The organism is Mariniflexile aquimaris, assembly GCF_042676825.1.
GTDB classification, from domain to species: Bacteria; Bacteroidota; Bacteroidia; order Flavobacteriales; family Flavobacteriaceae; genus Mariniflexile; species Mariniflexile aquimaris.
In genome coordinates this window covers 1,085,111-1,103,761 of record NZ_JBHTIB010000012.1, presented here as the reverse complement: position 1 = coordinate 1,103,761, position 18,651 = coordinate 1,085,111, and the positions used below count along the sequence as shown (strand labels likewise).

At 32.5% G+C, this 18,651-nt stretch carries 21 protein-coding genes; 7 read left to right on the top strand and 14 right to left on the bottom strand.

Features of this window, described 5'->3' with window-relative positions; all coding sequences use genetic code 11:
• Positions 1-729 precede the first annotated feature (729 nt).
• From ACFQ0I_RS12965 to ACFQ0I_RS12940, 6 genes are all read left to right on the top strand, one after another.
• Positions 730-1,086 (top strand): single-stranded DNA-binding protein, encoded by a 357-nt coding sequence (locus ACFQ0I_RS12965; protein WP_379942912.1) that lies wholly within the window; start codon positions 730-732, stop codon positions 1,084-1,086.
• Positions 1,087-1,162: 76 nt separating this feature from the next.
• A complete protein-coding gene (locus tag ACFQ0I_RS12960) occupies positions 1,163-1,543 on the top strand; it encodes a DUF6876 family protein (protein WP_379942910.1) in 381 nt (126 codons plus the stop codon).
• Between the two features lie 11 nt (positions 1,544-1,554).
• Entirely contained in the window at positions 1,555-1,752 is a 198-nt protein-coding gene (locus ACFQ0I_RS12955; RefSeq protein ID WP_379942909.1) for a hypothetical protein, read from the top strand.
• 392 nt (positions 1,753-2,144) lie between these two features.
• Positions 2,145-2,537, top strand: coding sequence for a BfmA/BtgA family mobilization protein (locus ACFQ0I_RS12950; protein ID WP_379942907.1), 393 nt, complete (start codon positions 2,145-2,147; stop codon positions 2,535-2,537).
• Between the two features lie 3 nt (positions 2,538-2,540).
• Positions 2,541-3,569, top strand: coding sequence for a MobB family relaxase (gene mobB / locus ACFQ0I_RS12945; protein WP_379942905.1), 1,029 nt, complete (start codon positions 2,541-2,543; stop codon positions 3,567-3,569).
• A complete protein-coding gene (locus tag ACFQ0I_RS12940) occupies positions 3,526-5,166 on the top strand; it encodes a type IV secretory system conjugative DNA transfer family protein (RefSeq protein ID WP_449288679.1) in 1,641 nt (546 codons plus the stop codon). Before mobB ends, ACFQ0I_RS12940 begins: the two co-directional genes overlap by 44 nt.
• A 6-nt stretch (positions 5,167-5,172) precedes the next feature.
• Here ACFQ0I_RS12940 and ACFQ0I_RS12935 read toward each other — a convergent pair whose 3' ends face one another.
• Genes ACFQ0I_RS12935 through ACFQ0I_RS12895 form a run of 9 tightly spaced genes read right to left on the bottom strand, consistent with a single transcriptional unit; the run spans position 5,173 to position 12,400 of the window.
• A complete protein-coding gene (locus tag ACFQ0I_RS12935) occupies positions 5,173-5,535 on the bottom strand; it encodes a hypothetical protein (protein ID WP_379942904.1) in 363 nt (120 codons plus the stop codon).
• A 6-nt stretch (positions 5,536-5,541) separates the two neighbouring features.
• Positions 5,542-6,375 (bottom strand): DUF4138 domain-containing protein, encoded by an 834-nt coding sequence (locus tag ACFQ0I_RS12930; RefSeq protein ID WP_379942902.1) that lies wholly within the window; start codon positions 6,373-6,375, stop codon positions 5,542-5,544.
• A 10-nt stretch (positions 6,376-6,385) separates the two neighbouring features.
• Positions 6,386-7,315, bottom strand: coding sequence for a conjugative transposon protein TraM (traM, locus tag ACFQ0I_RS12925; protein WP_379942900.1), 930 nt, complete (start codon positions 7,313-7,315; stop codon positions 6,386-6,388).
• A 2-nt stretch (positions 7,316-7,317) separates the two neighbouring features.
• Positions 7,318-7,935, bottom strand: a complete 618-nt coding sequence (locus ACFQ0I_RS12920) for a conjugal transfer protein TraK (RefSeq protein WP_379942898.1) — start codon at positions 7,933-7,935, stop codon at positions 7,318-7,320.
• Between the two features lie 16 nt (positions 7,936-7,951).
• Positions 7,952-8,794, bottom strand: coding sequence for a hypothetical protein (locus ACFQ0I_RS12915; RefSeq protein ID WP_379942896.1), 843 nt, complete (start codon positions 8,792-8,794; stop codon positions 7,952-7,954).
• Between the two features lie 2 nt (positions 8,795-8,796).
• A complete protein-coding gene (locus tag ACFQ0I_RS12910; protein ID WP_379942894.1) occupies positions 8,797-9,366 on the bottom strand; it encodes a conjugal transfer protein in 570 nt (189 codons plus the stop codon).
• 11 nt (positions 9,367-9,377) lie between these two features.
• Entirely contained in the window at positions 9,378-11,774 is a 2,397-nt protein-coding gene (locus ACFQ0I_RS12905) for a TraG family conjugative transposon ATPase (protein WP_379942892.1), read from the bottom strand.
• The gene (locus tag ACFQ0I_RS12900) at positions 11,767-12,039 is read right to left on the bottom strand and encodes a hypothetical protein (protein ID WP_379942890.1); all 273 of its coding nucleotides are present in this window, start codon (positions 12,037-12,039) and stop codon (positions 11,767-11,769) included. Before ACFQ0I_RS12900 ends, ACFQ0I_RS12905 begins: the two co-directional genes overlap by 8 nt.
• Positions 12,040-12,073: 34 nt before the next feature.
• Entirely contained in the window at positions 12,074-12,400 is a 327-nt protein-coding gene (locus ACFQ0I_RS12895; RefSeq protein WP_379943051.1) for a TrbC/VirB2 family protein, read from the bottom strand.
• A gap of 110 nt (positions 12,401-12,510) precedes the next feature.
• Here ACFQ0I_RS12895 and ACFQ0I_RS12890 point away from each other — a divergent pair, with 110 nt between their 5' ends.
• The gene (locus ACFQ0I_RS12890) at positions 12,511-13,149 is read left to right on the top strand and encodes an N-acetylmuramoyl-L-alanine amidase family protein (RefSeq protein WP_379942888.1); all 639 of its coding nucleotides are present in this window, start codon (positions 12,511-12,513) and stop codon (positions 13,147-13,149) included.
• Positions 13,150-13,174: 25 nt separating this feature from the next.
• On the opposite strand, the gene ACFQ0I_RS12885 is transcribed toward ACFQ0I_RS12890, so the two are convergent.
• From ACFQ0I_RS12885 to ACFQ0I_RS12865, 5 genes are all read right to left on the bottom strand, one after another.
• Positions 13,175-13,651, bottom strand: a complete 477-nt coding sequence (locus ACFQ0I_RS12885; protein ID WP_379942886.1) for a Mov34/MPN/PAD-1 family protein — start codon at positions 13,649-13,651, stop codon at positions 13,175-13,177.
• Positions 13,648-15,396 carry a ThiF family adenylyltransferase gene (locus ACFQ0I_RS12880; RefSeq protein ID WP_379942884.1) on the bottom strand — a complete coding sequence of 583 codons (1,749 nt, stop codon included), beginning with the start codon at positions 15,394-15,396 and terminating at the stop codon, positions 13,648-13,650. Before ACFQ0I_RS12880 ends, ACFQ0I_RS12885 begins: the two co-directional genes overlap by 4 nt.
• The gene (locus tag ACFQ0I_RS12875; RefSeq protein ID WP_379942882.1) at positions 15,396-16,394 is read right to left on the bottom strand and encodes a CBASS cGAMP synthase; all 999 of its coding nucleotides are present in this window, start codon (positions 16,392-16,394) and stop codon (positions 15,396-15,398) included. The genes ACFQ0I_RS12880 and ACFQ0I_RS12875 overlap by 1 nt, the downstream gene beginning before the upstream one ends.
• A 3-nt stretch (positions 16,395-16,397) precedes the next feature.
• A complete protein-coding gene (locus tag ACFQ0I_RS12870) occupies positions 16,398-17,423 on the bottom strand; it encodes a CBASS cGAMP-activated phospholipase (RefSeq protein WP_379942880.1) in 1,026 nt (341 codons plus the stop codon).
• A gap of 128 nt (positions 17,424-17,551) precedes the next feature.
• On the bottom strand, positions 17,552-18,646 hold the full coding sequence (locus tag ACFQ0I_RS12865; protein WP_379942878.1) for a hypothetical protein: 1,095 nt from the start codon (positions 18,644-18,646) through the stop codon (positions 17,552-17,554).
• Between the last annotated feature and the right edge of the window lie 5 nt (positions 18,647-18,651).

Sequence of the window (18,651 nt, the reverse complement as noted above, 5' to 3'; positions counted from 1 at the left end):
ATTTTGCTGGTATTAGAGTTAGTGATGTACTACAATTGAAATGGATAGATTGAATAGATATCAAAACTTAAAAAGTTAGTAAAATAAAATTAGTTACTAATTGAAATTAAACTTTTGGTAGCTATTTTAATTTAGTTTCTAAGCCAATCAGCACATTCCCCTACATTTCGTAAAAACTACATTCCGGGAAAAGAGCTTCATTATAACAGGTCTTGGACACAATCCCCGCTTTTTACTTTTCATTCCGTTAACCCTTTCCGCTTCGCTGGAAAGGAACACTTCATTTCCAAGTAAAAAGCGGGAATCAAGTCCGCTTAATAGGAACTCAATATTTATCATTTTTGTTCCACTTCCCATGCTTTTGTATTTCACAAGGAATTTAGACTTACATCCCGAGCCAACACCGCTATACCTTTTTTTGACAGCAAAAAAACAACATTCAGTTTTGAACGACAGCATAACCAGGCTCATGCTTCGCACTTTTTATATGTCTTCACAAACCTGAATATTGAAAGGGTCCAAGCAACAAAAAAAGGTAACAGCGTCGGCTCTATGGGAAGTAAATCTAAAATAAATCTTATGAAATCTTACAAAATCAATAAAAAGGAAGCGGAACAAAAGTTAAAAAAACAAAAGAAGGAAAACGCTCTGGATATAATAAGTAAATCAATAACAAAGCCTTTCTGAAGGGTTCAGAAGGGGCAATATTAATCTTTAAATTTTATAATTATGAGTACTCTAAAAAACAAAGTACAGTTAATTGGTAACGTAGGGAACGAGCCAGAAATCACGAACCTAGACAGCGGAAAGAAAGTCGCTAAATTTTCAATCGCAACCAATGAGTTTTACAAAAATTCTAATGGCGAGAAAGAACAAAACACCCAATGGCACAATGTCGTAGCATGGGGAAAAATTGCCGAAATCGTAGAAAAATATGTAGGCAAAGGAAAAGAAGTTGCCTTAGAGGGCAAATTGACATCACGCTCTTATGAAACCAAAGAGGGAGAGAAAAGATATGTTACCGAAGTGGTAGCCAATGAAATTCTTCTTATGGGAATTAAAGGTGATGGAAACACTAGTGAATAACTAAAATTAAAAGAGGGCGTTCCCGTGGAAAGTTGCGCCCTCTTTTTCATTATTAACTTCTAAAAATAGAATCAGAATGAAGACACAAGTTAACAAAATAAAAGAGGATCTGCAACAATTTATAGGTTCAGAAACCTTTTATAAAATTCCGTTAATAGGAACTAAATTTACAGATGGGATAAAATATTTGGCAGATACAGCTGAGTGCTTTTGGTTAGTGACCGATGCATCAGTAATAGCAAAAAGTTTAATGACTAAAAGCTATTTTGTAACCATCGATTTTAAACGGCTTTCCGAAAAAGAAAGAGCAGAAAAACAATGTGAAGCTATCATTAATTATAGCGATGGAAATGATAACATTTTTGAAACGCATAGGTACAATGTAACTGATTTTCCTTTGGATGAATTGCGATTGTTTTTTGTAGATAATACGCTGATGCTTCCCAGTGAATACTGATTTTTTTGGTCATGGTATATCTCAATTATACAAACCTCGATAACGAAACCCAAGAACGTTTGGTTTCGATTTCCAAAAAAGATGTTGAACAGAAATTTGGAAATGATTTGAAACGATACGCCAAAGAACATCATTTAAAATATGAAACGCTTTTGGAAGAAGAAGCCATAAGAAACCTTTATTCTTATGACTATGTTTTCAATATTTAAAAGCTAATTATAAACTCAGGATCTTTAAGTTTTTAAAGGTCCTTTTTTTTTGTTCTGTTATTTTGAATTTTGCAATAAAATGAGGGGATTGCAAAGAATTATTTTAAACTTCAAATTAAGCACTCTTAAAAAATCGAATTTCTATTCTTATTAAAGCAAAAGCCATTACATTTTTAGATGGAATGGTATTTTTTTGTCCCGATAAATCGGGACGAAAAGGAATAGCAAGAGGGTAACACGCTAGCGCGATGTTTCAATTTTTGGTATTTACAAAACATCAGTAAAATCAGTGCTTATCAGCGGTTTTTTGTTTTGAGTTTTGAATTATTTGCATCGTTTTTTCAGAAAAAACCCTCGCAGCCCAATAAAACCAATAAATTTTTTCAGAAAAAATGGATAAAGGATATGAAAAAGAACGATTTGAGATGCTAGGAATCAAAGTTTCAGTCGCAAAAAGATTTAGGAAATTTAGCAAAAAACTATCCAAATCACAGTCGATGACCTTGCTTTTGATGCTCGATTTTTTTGAGGAAAATGGTATTTCGCCAAATGAAAATATAGGACCAAATATGCAAACTTTGGAAAGTAAAATCAAGAAACGGATTGATGCCGTAATCGCGATAATAAAAGACATCGAAAAACACCATGACAAGCCCACAACGGCCATGTTGCAATCCCTATTTATGGAGTTTGAACCTAAAGAGAAAAAGCTCCTTTTGGAGAAGGAGCCTCAGAAAAACAAAGTGCAGTTTGAAGAGAAGAGAAATTCAGATAATCAATTATAAATTATGTATATCACAGTGACAGCCCAAAAATTAGGTGGGGATTATTCACAAAGTTCGGCGGATTTTGTAGACTATCTAGAGAAGGAAAACCAGAGTTTGGAACAAGAGGATATGGAGCATTTTTTCAATCAATATGGGGATGAGATAGATGCGAAAGAAGTGGTTAAGGAAATCGATGGCAACACTGCAAAACTCAAAAACAGGGAGCCTAAATTTTATTCAATCACCGTGAGTCCCAGTAAATATGAGTTGGAAAAGTTGCAGAATATTTCCGAAGATTTAAAACGATATACTAGAGCAATTATGCGCGATTATGCAACATCATTTAATAGAGAAATTAATGGCAAACCTATTACCGTTAATGATATAAAATATTTTGCCAAAATAGAACATCAACGCAGCTTTAAAGGCACTGACAAAGAAGTGCGGGAGAACCAACCTTTTGCGACAAAAATACTCCATCTTAAAAATGAGATTAGAAAAATAGAGCACCAACAATTGGAAGGGGATGTCAAGAAAATAAAAATGCAAATCTCAAAATTAGAAGCTGATGCACCACACCAACAAAACGGAAAACGAATTGTTCAAGGCATGAAAAAAGAGGGTAATCAAAGTCATATCCATATCATCGTCAGTCGGAAGGATGCCTCAAATTCTGTGAGTTTATCGCCAGGATCCAAACACAAAGCTTCAGTGGTTGAGATGCACGGTAAGTTAGTAAAACGTGGGTTTGATAGAGACGCCTTTTTCACAAAAGCTGAAGTTACTTTTGATAAAACCTTTGGCTACAATCGTAACTACGCAGAATCCTATAGATCAAAGAAAGATTTTGTTAAAGATCCAAAATTGTATTTCACAACTTTGCTAGGTTTGCCAGCAAGTGAGAAAGCCATTGCCTTTAAAATTCTGGCGAAAACGGGCGTTCCAATGGCTAGCATTCCAACTAATAAAGTTCAACTGGCACTCAAAACTATCCGTTATTTAAAACATGGAGTGCAAGTGGCGATTAAATCTGGTTCAATTGGTATATAATATGGAAGCATTCGGAATCTCATTACTAGTTGGATTTTTGGTTGGAATGCTTTTGGTGTTTTCAATACTTCTCAAAATAATGCGCTATGGATTTATAATAAACCTGATGCTGATTATTATAAGTTTATTCATAGCGTTTAAAATGAGGGTATTTGGATTGATATGGTTTGTGTCCATACTTTACATTGGATGTCCACTCTTGTTAATCAATACGGTTTTATATGTATTTCTGCACACTGAAAATGAAACTTTCAATTCCAATAATAAATTTCAAGTTCAATTTAAAGTGAAGCAAGGTAGTTTTAAAATAAACAACATAAAACGAGGAGTTTCCATTATAGGTTCTGCAGGAAGTGGTAAAACAGAAAGTGTGGTTTATAATTTTCTTCAGCATTTCAGCAAACATAAATTTTCAGGCGTTATCCATGATTACAAAAATTTTGAAATCACTGAAATGGCATATCCATTATTCGAAAAAAATGAAATTGATTTTAAAGTCATTTCATTCGACACTATTTATGATAAAGTGAATCCCATAGCACCAAAATATATGACCAATGAAGAAAGTGTCAATGAAGTAGCCCGAGTGCTTATTGAAAACCTGTTGGAGCAACGAGAGTCAGGAAGTATAGGAACAACTAAATTTTTTAATGATGCAGCAGAAGGCCTTATAGGCGGATTAATCTGGAAGCTTAAAACCAATTATCCGCAATATTGCACACTGCCCCATCTTATCGCTATATACCAATTTTTGGACACCGATAGCCTAATTGCTTTTTTGAGTTCCAATACAACCTCCAGAGCCATGGCAGATGCTTTTATAAGCGGTAAAGATTCCGATAGACAAACAGCTGGTGTAAAAAGTACCTTAGCGAATGCGCTTAAGAAAGTAAGCACACAACGTATTTTTATGGTCTTATCTGCAGACGATGTGCCACTTGGTGTTAATAATCAGGAACAGCCTTTAGTGATTTCAGTCGTGAACAACCCGAAATATGAAACAGCTTATTCACCAATCATTGCTACGATAATTCATACCATCACAAAACAAATGAGTATTAGAAATGCCAATCCTTCATTTTTGATGATGGAAGAAGCGCCAACGATTAGATTGTTAAATATGCACAGAATTCCAGCTACATTACGAAGCTATGATATCGCAACCATTTACGTGATGCAAGACAAGATACAGAACGATATGATGTATGGAGATAAGGCTAGTAAAGCTATTTTAAGTAATTTGTCTTATCAATTTTTTGGAAAGGTAAATGACCCAGATACTGCCAAATATTATGAACGTTTTTTTGAAATCGTAAAGAAAGAAACCACAAGTATTAATCGAGGGCACAATCTTAATTTTGACACCAGAATAACAACTGGAGAGCGTGAAGTTGCCAAAATAAGAGCGGATGTGTTTTTTAGATTAAAAGAAGGAGAGTTTATTACGTTTGCTGATGGCGTAGATAGAAAAGTGCATTTCCAATTATCTAAAATAGAAAAACACTTGCCGACAATTAGGCAATATTATTCAGAATCAGATTTGGAAGAGAATTTTGAAAGAATTTATAAAGAGGCAAGGTCAATATTTAATCGATGATGAATTTTAAAAAGGAGCTTGCTCCCGCAACCCTTTTTCAGCGACTTTCCATTGTCCATCTGCTTTTACCAATTTAAAAGTTTCTGGTTTTTCTTCATAGGATGTTGAGAATTTAACCCAAGCTATATCGCCATCAACAGTTTCTTCAATTAATTTAAAGTTTGACGGATTATCATTCTCAGGCGCAACCATAGCTTGAATTGCTATAAATGACGCATAACTTTCTGGAGTAGTGTGTTTTTTTAGTACGGTATTGTCATTTTTATAAAAACTCTCAACAACAATCTTTGCAGTATCGGTATATGACAATTGGGGTTGGCTACATCCCATTACGAATGAAATCAGTAAATAAACAATCATCTTTTTCATGGTATTTTAGTTTGGGTTATTAATGGTTTTATCTGATATTTTAAGTTTGATATTGCGTTCTCCATTTTTTTCATTGAGTTCTAAAACAACCTTTCGTTCATCGCTGATAGAAAACTTTGGAACGACATATACCATCCTTACAGTTTGGTTTTTTTTAACCTTTAATGGCTTATTATATTCAAAAACAGGTTTTAAATAAAGATTTTGTAATGATTTTTTCTTTCCTTTTTGGCGTGTTTGAATATTTAGGTTCAAGAAATTTACATCATAATCCAAAGACGATTTGTTTGCAATAGTCATAACAAAGTATAATTCCTCTTTGTCAAAAACGATATTTTCAATCTTTAGAATTATTCCATTTTGTCGTTTTTTAAGCTTACCAATGAGTTGTCTTCTTTCAACAAGATAAGCGCAAAAGCGCTCATAATAATCGGTTTTAAAGTCAAAGCGCTCAATAGTCTTATTTTCGTCATCAGTTGTTTCAAAAAACGGCTTTTCATTACCAATAGATGTCGAATCTGTAATGAAGTAATTTAAAGTTTCAAGTTGCTCTTTATACCTCACAATATACGAAAAAATTGAACCATTATTGTTGATAATCAGTAAATTGCTTTCTTTTCCGGGTGTTGCTTGCAGTAAACCGAAATACTGTTCTTTTTCTCTGTTATAGGTAAAAACAAAGTTTTCTGAACCCGTAATCCCTTGTCGTATTGGGTTAGGAAAGAACAAGGCAACATTTTTATGGTCATTGGCATAAATGGTATCTAAATTCATTTTTGTTTGTGCCTTAACAAAAACGGAGACCAAAATTAAACTGAGTATTATTAATTGTTTTTTCATAATTTAAAATTTATGGTTGTGGTTTTAGAATGAGTTTGTAGTTGTTTATTACGGTAACTTTTACTTGTCTATTACTACGTTGAAATATTTTTTTAACACCTGTTACTTGTGGAACTCCAGCGATGTTAATATCGTCAACAACATCTTCCACAACTTCACTTGTAGCATCAGCCCTAAAATTGTTTTCTACATAAATGCCTTCACTACCATCTTGAAAGTCGTATGCTTTTAATTGTACCGGTTGATGTAATATATTTTCAATTTCAATGATTGCCCTGTTTGGTTTAAAACTAATGAAGCCGTAAACCGCGGTGTTCTTTGGGATAACCCGGTTATTGATGACAGCATCTTTTTCCAGGCGCATGCGTAAACGATAATCTTTCTTAACCGTTTGGTTCCCGTTTACAACTACGTATATTGTGGAATCTGTTTTTAAGGTGTTTGGATAGGCACTTTTTTGAGGATTAGAAGCAAAAAACAGTTGATGCTCCAATCCGATTTCCTTTGGAAGGATTTTTTGATTGGTGTTGGAAATTATAGAATCTGTTTTCTTTTGGGATGTTGCATTAGTAGGCTTTGGTTTTTGTCCTCTGTATTGGTTTTCAGTATAGTTTATCTTTCCTAAATTATAGATACTATCTACAATACGTATTTTGTCCTTTTCCAATAAGTCCGGGTCATAATAACCCATCGAATCAATCAGTTTTTCGTCATAAATGCTTGGAGCATTAGTTTCGCGTACTTCCTTAAGATCGTCAATTGCTTCTAATTTTGTGGAGTAGTCTTCCTGTTCTTGTTCAAGTTCTGGAACTAGGGTCTGTTTAAGATTGTCATTTTCAGTTTCATCATCTCCCATTAATAAAGCGGAATAGGAAATTAGAAATATTAAGATAATAGCTAATACAGAACCAAAAACGATTTTATTTTTTTCTATTTTCATAATTAATGGTGTTTATTTTGGACCTTTCTTAAAGTGTTTTCAAAGTAATTTGTAATTAATAAGCCGTGGGTATTATTCGGGTAATTACGATCTACAACTAGCAAGTTTCCTGTAGAAACCAACTCGTAAGTGTCAACAACAGTTCCTCTATTTATTTCAAAAACAGTGGTTGTTTTAAATTGATAAGGTTCGGTTTGAATATCTAACTGTGATTCAATGCTCAATACTTTTTGAACCAAGGAATATTGCAATAAGCGATTGTAAACCCCATCCGCTTTTTTTTGTCGGTAGAGATTATCGACAGAACTATTACCAAGCCATAAAGCTTTTTCCAGATGCTTTTCATAATTACTTGCATCGATATTGTAGAAGTATGTATGAAATAACTCTAAGTGGGCTAAGGCCTCCACTTGAAAATTTTCCTTTTGTGTGACCCATTTTAATGGAATAACAGATCCATCCGTGTTTATTGCAAAGGCGTTGTTAAGTGCTTTTTTATGAATGTCATAAACGATCCATCCTGAAAAAGCACTAGAACCTAAAGCACATAGAATGACAGAAATCACAATGAATCGGTTGATGTTCAAAATTGCATATATGTTTTTGTATGATGTTTTCATTTGTTATGATTAAGTTTTATGCGGTGAATAACCTTAAAGTAAATGAGGTAGCACGCTTGTAGAGTTTGAATTTTAAAAACACAATAAATACTACAGAACCGAGCTGAACTACAGGTGCAAAAAACCGACTGCCAACATCTGTTCCGAAAAGATTGACCCAAAAATTAGTATTGATTTCTGTGTAAATAGCATTGATAAAAACATTCACTAAAAAGAAGGCAGGAACAAGCATATAGACCGCTGCATAAAGTTTGAAAAAGGAGTACGCCATAGAACGAAACTTTTCAAAAACAGCTAGACTTAATATTAAAGGAAAAAAGGCTTGCATGATACCTAGTAGAAAATAGCGTTCGGCTAAAAACAGGGGATAGATGAAAAGATCTAAAATCCAAAGCCCAAGACTGATAATAAAAGATATAATCTTCCAACCATATAATGGGGTTACTAGTGCGTCATACAAGAGCGCCATGGCTTTTTTGGTGGCTTCCAACACGCCCACATCTTCTTCAAGTGGCATATCTTGCATTTGAAGTGGAAGGAGCGCGGGAGCCGTGTTTCGGTATTGAGATTCAATGGCAACCAAAATCCCATCAAAAACACCTAAAATCTGTGTCGAGAAAATAACCAGAAGAACAATCGCAAAATTCTTAGCGAGCTCTCCAGGGCTTAATCCCCAAGTGTAGCCATCTTTATCAGCAATCCCTTCATTGTATTTTTTAAGGATATTGACTAGAAAAAAAAGTACAGCAAGTGTTTTCATGCCAGTAATGGTGTATTGTGAAAAATCACTGTTCTTTATGGTTTGAAATACCGTGTCGATATATTCAAGTCCAATCCCTAAAAAGAATGTGGCTGCCATTTTTAATAGTTTGTTTCTCGATTGTTTATTTTATCCTGCATTTTTCTAAAGGAAATAATATCTCTATAGCGTTCCGTTTTCTTTGTAATTTCCGCCACCATTTCTTTAGAGGATTCTTCTTTTTTAGATAGAACATCGGCTCGTTCAGCATCGGTCATTTTCAAGAAATCGCTGGAAAGTATTTGCTCTATATAATTCAGATCTTCCAAAGAACTTTCAATAATGGCATTGAACGAATCTGAAATTCGGGTCACTTCCTCAGGCTTGATGTAAGGCGAGTTTAGAATATCCCGCAAATCATTTCTAACAACATTGAAAAGTTTTTGATTGTTTTTAGCTAATTCCTTAACAGCCTTTAATTGCTTTATTACATTGTTTACCTTCTCAATATTTTCCTTTTGTGTTTTTAAAAACTGAACCGTTTTTAATAATTGGGAGGTTTGTTTTGCAGATTCAATAAGCGATTTGGCAAGACTTATAAAATTTGTGTTGTCATAAACTGGCATACCTTGAGCGCTTGTTTTGAAGCTAAAAAAGATTGCCATTACTAGAATTAAGATTGTTTTGTTCATGGTATTGTATTTTAAGTTGTGTATTCAGTGATTGCTTTTTCCATGTTTTGATGTTTTTCATAGAGTTTCATAATGTCTTCGTTTTCTTTACCATCTGTTAGGTAAGCGGCATAGACTTCCTTTGGAACTTCAAGGCGAAAAATGTTGCTTTCCTTCCCAATTTTGATAAACATTTCGGTGTATTTTCTTGGACCTGTTAAATTGTTTTTGATGGATTTCAATTGATTCAAATCGTGGCTGGATAGATTCAAGCGTTTCTGAAGTTCGACATATCCTTTTTCATTGTTCAGGCTATAAATCACCTGTGTGTTTTCAAGAATACTTGCAGAAGTTGAATTATTCGGTAATTGATTGATGGATTGCAAAATGATTCCAATAGCACCATTTTGTTTCCTTATGGCTTGGTAATAGAATTCCACGCTTTCCAATACATTTTCAAACTTCAATTGTTTAGCAAATTCATCAAATAGGATGATGCCCTTTTCAGCTCTATTTTTCCAAATGGTACGCTGTATGGCAGATTTAATGAGCTTCAGCATAACGGACAAGATCTCTTTATTGTCTTTAACTTCATCCAATTCAAAAACAATCAAGCGTTTGTCTTCAATTTTATAGGTTTGGTCTTCACTCACTTCAAAAAGAAAACTGTACAGTCCATCACCAACATATTCAGACATGATGTGCAGAAAGTTGGTAATGTTGAAATAATCCTCATGGATTTTTAACTGCTTTAATAAGCTGTCTTTATTCATTTCAATAAACTCATAAAAACTATTTAGTGAGTAACCTTCAGCGATTTGGTGGTAGTAGTGCCGCAATATTTTCTTTACGGAGACAGATTGTGCTTTGGTAACTTTTAAATCTGAAGCAAACAATTCAAAAAGAAACACCGATAAATCTTCAATACGCTCTGGCGTGAGGTCGTTCAGATTACTAATGTAGAATGGATTGATACCTAAATTCTTGCCACTTTCATAGCGCAGAACGGTGTATTGTTCGGGGTATAGTTTTGCGAATTTGGTGTAAGAACCACCCAAATCAATAATAACCAAGCGCACACCACTTTCAAAATATTGACGCAGTATGTTATTCGCTAAAAAGGATTTTCCTTCCCCAGTAGGGGCGAAAATGGCAAAGTTTCTGGCTTTGACACGTTTTTTCTGTTCATCCCAAACATCTTTTAGAATAGGAATATTGTGTTCTCTATCGTTAAAAATGATGCCTGTTTTATCCGACTTATAATTACTGTTGTTGATTAATAAACACAAAGCATGCTTTAAATCGGTCACATATAAATCTTCGTTTGAAAAATTGGACGAGAAACAGAAATAACTATTTAAAATGTAATTTTTACGTTCTTCACCCCGTGGATAATATGGAATGATATCCAATTCCTTAAACTCAGTCTTAATTTTTGAGGATATTCTGTCTAGCTCTCCGGCTTCCCGAGCCCAGTAAATGATATTGAGATGCCCTCGAATAACCCGTGCTTTATCATCGGCATTGATTTGATCGAGGATATGCTGGATTTTTTTTAATACAACTTTATTCTGCGAACCAAAATTGGAACTCTTATTAAGTTCCTCAACCTTTTTATCCAATAGTTTACGCCATTTTTGTTTATCGTCTAAATAGATAATTTGGTTCACTATATGGTTTTCATTCAGCGTTAGCCCCATGCCATCTATAAACCCTTGATGAAATACAAAATCGTCTGAAGTAAACTTTTCATTCGTTTTGCTGGTTTGGACGCTTTCCCCGAAGCATAATTCGCTATTGACCGATAGTACGTCAAAATAATGCTCCCCAATAGTGGTATTATTTTTTTCCAAAAGAATGTCAGTATCAAAACCATTGTTAAAACCGTTGAAGTAGTTATTAGTTAATGCGTGGATACCATCGGCATCCATGGGTATAAAAGTCATTTTCCGACTGTTATTAATAAAAGAAACGGAATCACTTACCGAGCCTATAAAGGTGTATATGGTGTCGTCCATTTCTTGAACAATGCTTTTTGATACTTTTCTAAAAGGATTTACATACTTGCTATTATTTAAAGCGTTGTTCTTGGTTAAAATGAAGAACAAGTAGCATTGATGTTCCATGTATTCACGACCCTTAAAATGCCGATGTGTTGCTTTTTCTAAGAAGCTTTTGTTAGGTAGATTTTCTGAAGTGTATTGTTTTTTTAAGTAAACGTCTTGTTTATGAACCACACATCCGGTTGGCAGCGATTTAATGGCTTGAAACCAGGCACCATGCATGTCTTCAAAATCTTTTTCAGAAAGTGAATAAATTTCTGGTAACGAACCCTTATAGCATAAAACTACATTGCCATTGTTTGCAAAAACAACATGATCTTGAATATCTACAATGGGGTAATAGGATAGCAGATTTATTTTATTCATTGGTGGTTGATTTTTTATTGCTGATTATTTTAGGGAACACTTTAGCAACCTGAAATAGTTGTGGATTGTGGGTAAACTTCGTTAATGCTATATAAAGAATGGCATTGCCTATTAGAACACCCAAAACAACTAGGAAGCTGAATGAGAAAATGATAATCAATAGTGATGCTATTATGGAACTCATCATTAGTGCAAACAGGGGAATGGGCAAGCCAAAAATAATGGCTCGTTTTCTTATGTTTTTATAGACTTCGTATTTCTTCATAAAGCTATTTCAATAAAACCCTCAATAAGGGGCATTATACCACGATGCTTATTAAGTAAGTGAATATGCCTACTACGGCGCCAGCTATGAGTACAAATACTAAAACACGGGTAATTCCTTTTTTAAGGTCAGCATTCTCGCCAAAAAAATGACCAGCATTAAATAGAAACCCGATAAGGAAAATAACACCCAAGATGATTGGAAAAATGGTTCTAATGGTGTCTGAAACATCATTTACAGAATCTTCAATACCACCAATTTGCGCGAAGCTTGATGAAGATAGTAATAACAGAAAAGTTGACAGTAGAATTGATTTTTTCATAATAGTTCGATTTTTAGATTTGCGAAATCTATTATGAATTGAGGCTTATGGAATAAAAAAGCTAAACTTTAACGCAACTTCATGTTAAACTTTGGAAGATTCTTAATGTTGTGATGGATTTCTTGAATTTTGTGCAAACAAGAATCGAGATGTACACTTCGAAACCATTTTATAAAATACTATTTACCATGAGTTTATGTCTCATGGTTTTATCTCTTAATTCACAAAATGTTGAAGATAAAAAGATTGTGGTTATTGATCCTGGGCATGGAGGAACCGATTCTGGAGCTATTGGACTAAATGGAATAATGGAGAAGGATATTGTGTTAAGTATAGCAAAGGCGATGGTTAGATTAAATACTAATACCAAAAGTGATTTCGAAATCTATTTAACACGCTATAAAGACACCTTAATTTCATTAGCCGACAGAACACGATTAGCTAGAAACCTAAAAGCGGATTTGTTTATTTCCTTGCATTGTAATCAGTCTGAAAACCCAAAGGCTAGGGGTGTGGAAGTTTATGTTAAAGCAAGAGGTGGTAATTTTTTAAAGGAATCAGTTCTTCTGGCTTATGCATTACAAAAGCAAATGAAAACCAAGATTGGTTTTGAAAGTAGAGGGGTAAAATATGGAGATTTTCAGGTTTTGAGAGAAACGACTAATTATTGTCCAGCTTTTTTAGTAGAGTTAGGGTTTTTGAGTAATTGGGATGAGAATATAGCCTTAATTTCTAAAGATGGGCAAAACGTAATAGCAATAGAATTACTAAAATTAATTCTCAATTGATAATTTCTTTTAATAAAAAATAAATTCAGAGATTAATGAAATTAATATTTTTAAAAGCCTTTATTTCATTCTTGTCTGCATATGAAATATAAATACCTTTTCTGCCTAAAATAAGCATAAAAATTATCTTAGAATTAAGAATATTGCCTCTTATTTGTTCTAAAATAGATTTCTTATCAAGACAAGAGGGAGTAGGATAATCTTCGGGATGAGTGTGCCATTCACCTAAATATATTTTCTTTCCTTTACTGTCTTTAAAATTTTTATTAATTATTTTTTGCGCATTCTTTTTAGATCTAGTAAAATTATATCTACTTGATTTGTCAAATCTACTAGGTAAAGAAGAATCAATAATTGAATAATTATTATCTTCTAAATAATAACCAATTAGAATTCCGCCAGCTTCTGGCTTGTGGTTTTCATCTTGAATAAATGACTTCATTTTTTCGAATACTTCTTCGGATATTTTGATAGATAAATTTCCTAACTTAAATTCTATCATAAATCATTTATTACTAGGTCATATAAGTTATTATCATTGGCAAAATCTGTAATTACTAATCCCTTACTATTTAGTAATTCTTTATTTCCAATCCAAGAATAAACTTTCGAAACATTATCGTTATTGACAATATGTCCCTTTATATATGGAAAAATGGTTGAAAGAAATTGAATTAAATATGAAGCCGAATATGGAAAATAACCCGTTTGACAACTTCCTTCAATCAAATATGTTTTGTCATGTTGTTTTTCTGAGTTTGATAAAACGCTATAAGGGTAATTTTCATTTTTAATTAAAGCTAAAGCCCTCTGTGCATCATTTGGCATTATGAATAACATCTGTCCACTTGCTAAAAAAGGTTCTACCCAAAAAATAAATAATGGCCTCGTTAATTTTTCTTCAATTGAAGCTTTTAATATAAATTCCTCAATCATTGTCTTGCCAACGGCTACAATATGAAAATCACAATCATTTATAAAGTTTACCTCGTTTTGAATAATTGTTGTTACCGATTTTTTTCTGACTTCTACTTCAATTAAAGGGTTAGAGTTTTTTAATTCATATTTTATTGCATCAACTTTGTTATTTTTCAAAAATGAAAATCCTGATAAATGTCTATTAATATTTTCTGATGATAAAATTTCCTTATCAATTAGGTTGAATTTGTTGATAGGCAAGTTTTTTAAGTAGAAAATAAGATTAGAACCAATACTTCCTAAACCACTGATTACTAAGCTTTTTTTAGATTCTATGTATCCAGTTGTTCTTAATTGTAATCTATCTAGACTTAAGTTGTCAAACGTTATTCTTGTTGCATATTTTTTTTTATTAATGAGATTGGATAAATGATCTATTTTTGAATTGATTTTTCTAAGCCCTCCTTTTTTTCTAGACAAAATCTCTAAATTTTTATATGTCCATCCATAGTATTCGTTAGATGAATTGCTGTTATTTGTAAAAATCACTAAAACACTATCAAAATCATTACTTCTACATAAATCTTTAAATTTATTGTAGTTAATATTATCTTTTTTTATAATTGTTAAAGTTTCTGTAAAAGTTAATTCAAATGGGGGTTCAATAAAATTATTTTCAATAATCAATATACCAATTTCTTTGAAATTGCATTTGTATTCTTTTGCATACTCTTTTATTTTTTTTAAATCATTAGCATTATTACTGATAAAGTACTCATAATTTGAAAGGTAATTATTTGTAAATTTTATACCTTTTATTTCTTCATCACTGCTATTATTAATAGTATGAAATCCTAAATTTAATATAACATCATTTTTAGAATAAGCCAGTTCCCAATATGCTTTAAATTCTTTTTTAAATTCTTTTTTTCGATAATCAATATCTTCGGCGTCACGAATTAGCTTTTTTGCTTTTGAAACTATTAACTCAATAAAAACAACAAAATTAGTTTTCGGCAAAATCAAATTCAGCCCTTCATCAAAAACACAAATACTTAAATCCTCGTTTATATGAGGAATGTATTTTAAATTATGATAACTTTCCTTACTAATAAAGATCTTGGGCGTTACAAAAGGGAAATCGTTTGGAAAGTTCAGATATAATTTAACATCAACATTTTTATGGTTAAATGTTATTTCTGTCTCAATCTCCCAAACAATACTTTCTTTAAAAAATTTATAATCGAGTGCTTTTAATTCCTCACATTCTAAATTTTTACAGATTTCAATTTTGCTAAATTCTTTTAAAAGTAATCCGTAATCAATCATTAAGCAGATTTATTATCATATCGCAATAGGTCAGGAGATGCGAATGCTTTAGCCACATCTTCATCCTTTTCATTAATACTAGAGCAAGGAAATCTATCTCCTATATGTTTTTGCCATTTTGCACAAGCGTCTTTTTTACTTTTTACTTCGACAGCTTGTTTTCCAGAAGTTATTAAACTGTTTAAAGCATCAAGAAAATCTTTTTTTCTCGTTTCGGATGAATACTTGTCTAATAAGTTTTCTAAAGTGTCAACAGTAGGTCTATAACATTCGTATTTTGCCCAGATATGTCTTGTGTCGTCTATAGATTTTTGTATTCCTTGTAAAGTTTCTAAAAATGATTCATCGTCTCTATCCTTTGAAACATAATTATTAACTGCAAGAATTGTGAACACCATACCACTCGGGAGGTTCAAGTGACTTTTATTATCTGTCCAAGCCTTTAAATAACGCACTATTCTCTTTAATTGATTTTTATCCTTCGCTTTTTCATCAAACCATTTTTTGAAGGCATAGGGATCACTTTCTATCCATCCTTTAGTTTTATGAGCAAGTTCTGGAATATCTTCACTATCGAAGAAATTCTCGTTATCAGTATCAGTTGTTTTATAGTAAATAGGCAAATCAACATGATAGCTTTTAGCATACTGAACTCTAACACAAGTGTTTTTATCAATTGTTTCTTGATTTGTACGATTTTCAACCGCTTTGAAAATCCAATTATGAGCAGTATTAGGTGTTGGTTTATCTTCTTCCTTTCCAAAAATATAAACTCCATCATCAACATCATATTCTCCACTTATTGGTAAAATTGTAGTATTCATAGCAAAAGAACCTTGTCCTTTAAACTTTACAGTATGTTTATCTCTGTTTTTATCAAAATAAGTTTCAATATCTTTTCTTATTGAATTTCTAGAAGTTCTCAACTCATTCTTTTTTGTTGAACTTAATGCAATTATTCTATTAAATTCTGTAAAAGTTTCATGTAAATCAGCCATAATTTATCTTATTATAAATGTTTTTTTTGTTGTAAATAATCTTTCTATTTCTTCTTTTTTCTCAAATATCAGTGCCTGATCTTTTGCTTTTATTTTCATTAAATTATATGCCTGCTTATTAGCGACATCAAGTTGGATTAAACTTTCTTGTTCAGTTGCAATTGAAACACTTGGAATTCTAATATATTTTATATCTACATTATATATCTCTGTTATTTTGGATAAGAAAAAATCTGTAAAATAACTTTGGCCATTCATTGAAGTTTCAAATAAATCAGCTCCCCAATCTTTAAATGACCGCTCTCGTTTTAAGCCAATTTTTTTGCCTCCAGTAATTGTAAGACTACTCAGAGATAGTATTTCAATAGAATCATATTCTTTACTTTCACTATTTCCAACAAAATAATTTAGAGCCTCTAATAAACCAACTAGAGCTGGATTATTGGCCCAAACTCCCCCATCAATAAATTGTTCGTTATCGTAAAATTCGGATTCTGCCATTGGAAAATATGTTGGTGCTGCAGTTGTTGCTAAAGCAATGTCTATGATTGGAGCTTCATTATCTCTTGATAGTTTCCCTTTTAAATGATCAAACTTAAATACTTTTGGTTTAGCTTCTGTTATAGAATAACTGGGGATGCATAACAAATTGGAACAATCTTTTATTTGTTTTTTTTCAAAAATTTCAATCAATGCTTCTTTTAATCCTTTGTCAGAATACTTTCCCCCTTTTGCAATCTGTTTTAAAAACCCATAATCGATTGTGCCAAAAAATGGAATTTTTCTCTTTTTATGCTTTGGAAAAATTAGTTCTCCTTTATTTTCATAAAATTCACAGATATTTTTTGCTGATATTTTTAAAGATAAAGCCAAGGCTATTAAACCACCAGTTGAAGTACCACAAATCATATCAAAATGATCACTAGTTTTACAATTAAATTTTTCTTCAAATTTTTTTAATATTGATGCGGAGTATAAACCTTTTATGCCACCACCATCTATTGATAGAATTTTAAATACTTTTTTCATAATACCATAAAAATATGTAATATATTTCTTAAAAACTATAACTTTTTTATAAAAAATAAATATCACAATTTGGTAAGAATATTTCTAATAAATTGATATGTTTCTTTTTAATAAACATGAATATTTAATTAAATTTTAATTTTCCCCCAAACCAAAGGATGCTCACTAGCCGCAATATTTTTATTAGTGACAGATTTATATATTGACCATTGTGGTCGGTTTTCTGGCCATACCGCTTTACGGTTTAAGCCACTATCTTTCATGGTTTCAAATAGGGCCGGAGATACTAACATATAATCTTTTTGCTTGATGTTAACACCTTTTCTATACGCTCCTAACCGATGGTAAGTGGCATCATTTCCAGCATCACAATCAACCTCAAAAGACAGGTGTTTGGTAATGTCTTTTAAATTGGTTTGTTGGAGCAGAGGCGATAAAGAATCGCAATAAGACGGTGCATTAAGCGTGCCTGCAATTATGATGTTGGTTTTATCTTCAACTATCCGTTCCTGGTAGATAGTCGCCATATAGTTTGCTTGTTTTTTTCTTATGGCATCTGTGAAATCTTTATCTTTTGTTTGTTTCTGTAACTGGGTTGATAACATATGAATGGTTAAATTATTTGGTGTTAGAACTTCATACTCAACAAGGCAATTTATGGGATGTGTTTTTATTGAAACTAGTTTGTAATCCTCACGAAGTAAAATACCCAATTCTAAACCTTTAAGTGACTCACTTTGTACAACAAAAGATTGTGCATAGGGTTTGCAGTCAAATTTTGGTAAAATCAATTGGTTGAATTCTTCCAAAGACGCTCTATCTTCAATTTCTTGAAGCAATAATATATCTGGATTAACAGCTGCAATAACGCGTGCTTTGTTATCGGTAGCTTCTGGTCTAATGGGAGTGGTTTGCAATTCTATCCAACCATTCCATTTTGTTAGATCGCTGGCTTTGGATTCGGTGGAATAGTTTAGGCCTTTCATATATAAGAACCCTGCTTTTCTACGCAAAACAGCATAAGGTCGTGGGCTGGATTTTTCAAATCCCGTTAAAAATGAGAGTTCCCTAATGCGGTTTTGGTCTATTAAGGATATGGATGGTTTTCGCATTAAATCATCCAGCTCATTTATCCAATCGGATAGATTTTTTCCAAATGGTTTTTCTAATATGCTTTTATCGCGATGGAATAAATTCTGGATGTTGAAGGTTGCTATTTTCATGATGT

Coding starts and splice junctions, on each gene's coding strand:
- ACFQ0I_RS12890 (WP_379942888.1), top strand. CDS start 12,511: ATGTACACTTCGAAACCATTTTATAAAATACTATTTACCATGAGTTTA.
- ACFQ0I_RS12870 (WP_379942880.1), bottom strand. CDS start 17,423: ATGAAAAAAGTATTTAAAATTCTATCAATAGATGGTGGTGGCATAAAA.
- ACFQ0I_RS12875 (WP_379942882.1), bottom strand. CDS start 16,394: ATGGCTGATTTACATGAAACTTTTACAGAATTTAATAGAATAATTGCA.
- ACFQ0I_RS12865 (WP_379942878.1), bottom strand. CDS start 18,646: ATGAAAATAGCAACCTTCAACATCCAGAATTTATTCCATCGCGATAAA.
- ACFQ0I_RS12960 (WP_379942910.1), top strand. CDS start 1,163: ATGAAGACACAAGTTAACAAAATAAAAGAGGATCTGCAACAATTTATA.
- ACFQ0I_RS12965 (WP_379942912.1), top strand. CDS start 730: ATGAGTACTCTAAAAAACAAAGTACAGTTAATTGGTAACGTAGGGAAC.
- ACFQ0I_RS12900 (WP_379942890.1), bottom strand. CDS start 12,039: ATGAAGAAATACGAAGTCTATAAAAACATAAGAAAACGAGCCATTATT.
- ACFQ0I_RS12910 (WP_379942894.1), bottom strand. CDS start 9,366: ATGAACAAAACAATCTTAATTCTAGTAATGGCAATCTTTTTTAGCTTC.
- ACFQ0I_RS12920 (WP_379942898.1), bottom strand. CDS start 7,935: ATGAAAACATCATACAAAAACATATATGCAATTTTGAACATCAACCGA.
- ACFQ0I_RS12880 (WP_379942884.1), bottom strand. CDS start 15,396: ATGATTGATTACGGATTACTTTTAAAAGAATTTAGCAAAATTGAAATC.
- ACFQ0I_RS12935 (WP_379942904.1), bottom strand. CDS start 5,535: ATGAAAAAGATGATTGTTTATTTACTGATTTCATTCGTAATGGGATGT.
- traM (WP_379942900.1), bottom strand. CDS start 7,315: ATGAAAATAGAAAAAAATAAAATCGTTTTTGGTTCTGTATTAGCTATT.
- ACFQ0I_RS12955 (WP_379942909.1), top strand. CDS start 1,555: ATGGTATATCTCAATTATACAAACCTCGATAACGAAACCCAAGAACGT.
- ACFQ0I_RS12940 (WP_449288679.1), top strand. CDS start 3,526: ATGGAGTGCAAGTGGCGATTAAATCTGGTTCAATTGGTATATAATATG.
- mobB (WP_379942905.1), top strand. CDS start 2,541: ATGTATATCACAGTGACAGCCCAAAAATTAGGTGGGGATTATTCACAA.
- ACFQ0I_RS12885 (WP_379942886.1), bottom strand. CDS start 13,651: ATGATAGAATTTAAGTTAGGAAATTTATCTATCAAAATATCCGAAGAA.
- ACFQ0I_RS12915 (WP_379942896.1), bottom strand. CDS start 8,794: ATGGCAGCCACATTCTTTTTAGGGATTGGACTTGAATATATCGACACG.
- ACFQ0I_RS12950 (WP_379942907.1), top strand. CDS start 2,145: ATGGATAAAGGATATGAAAAAGAACGATTTGAGATGCTAGGAATCAAA.
- ACFQ0I_RS12905 (WP_379942892.1), bottom strand. CDS start 11,774: ATGAATAAAATAAATCTGCTATCCTATTACCCCATTGTAGATATTCAA.
- ACFQ0I_RS12930 (WP_379942902.1), bottom strand. CDS start 6,375: ATGAAAAAACAATTAATAATACTCAGTTTAATTTTGGTCTCCGTTTTT.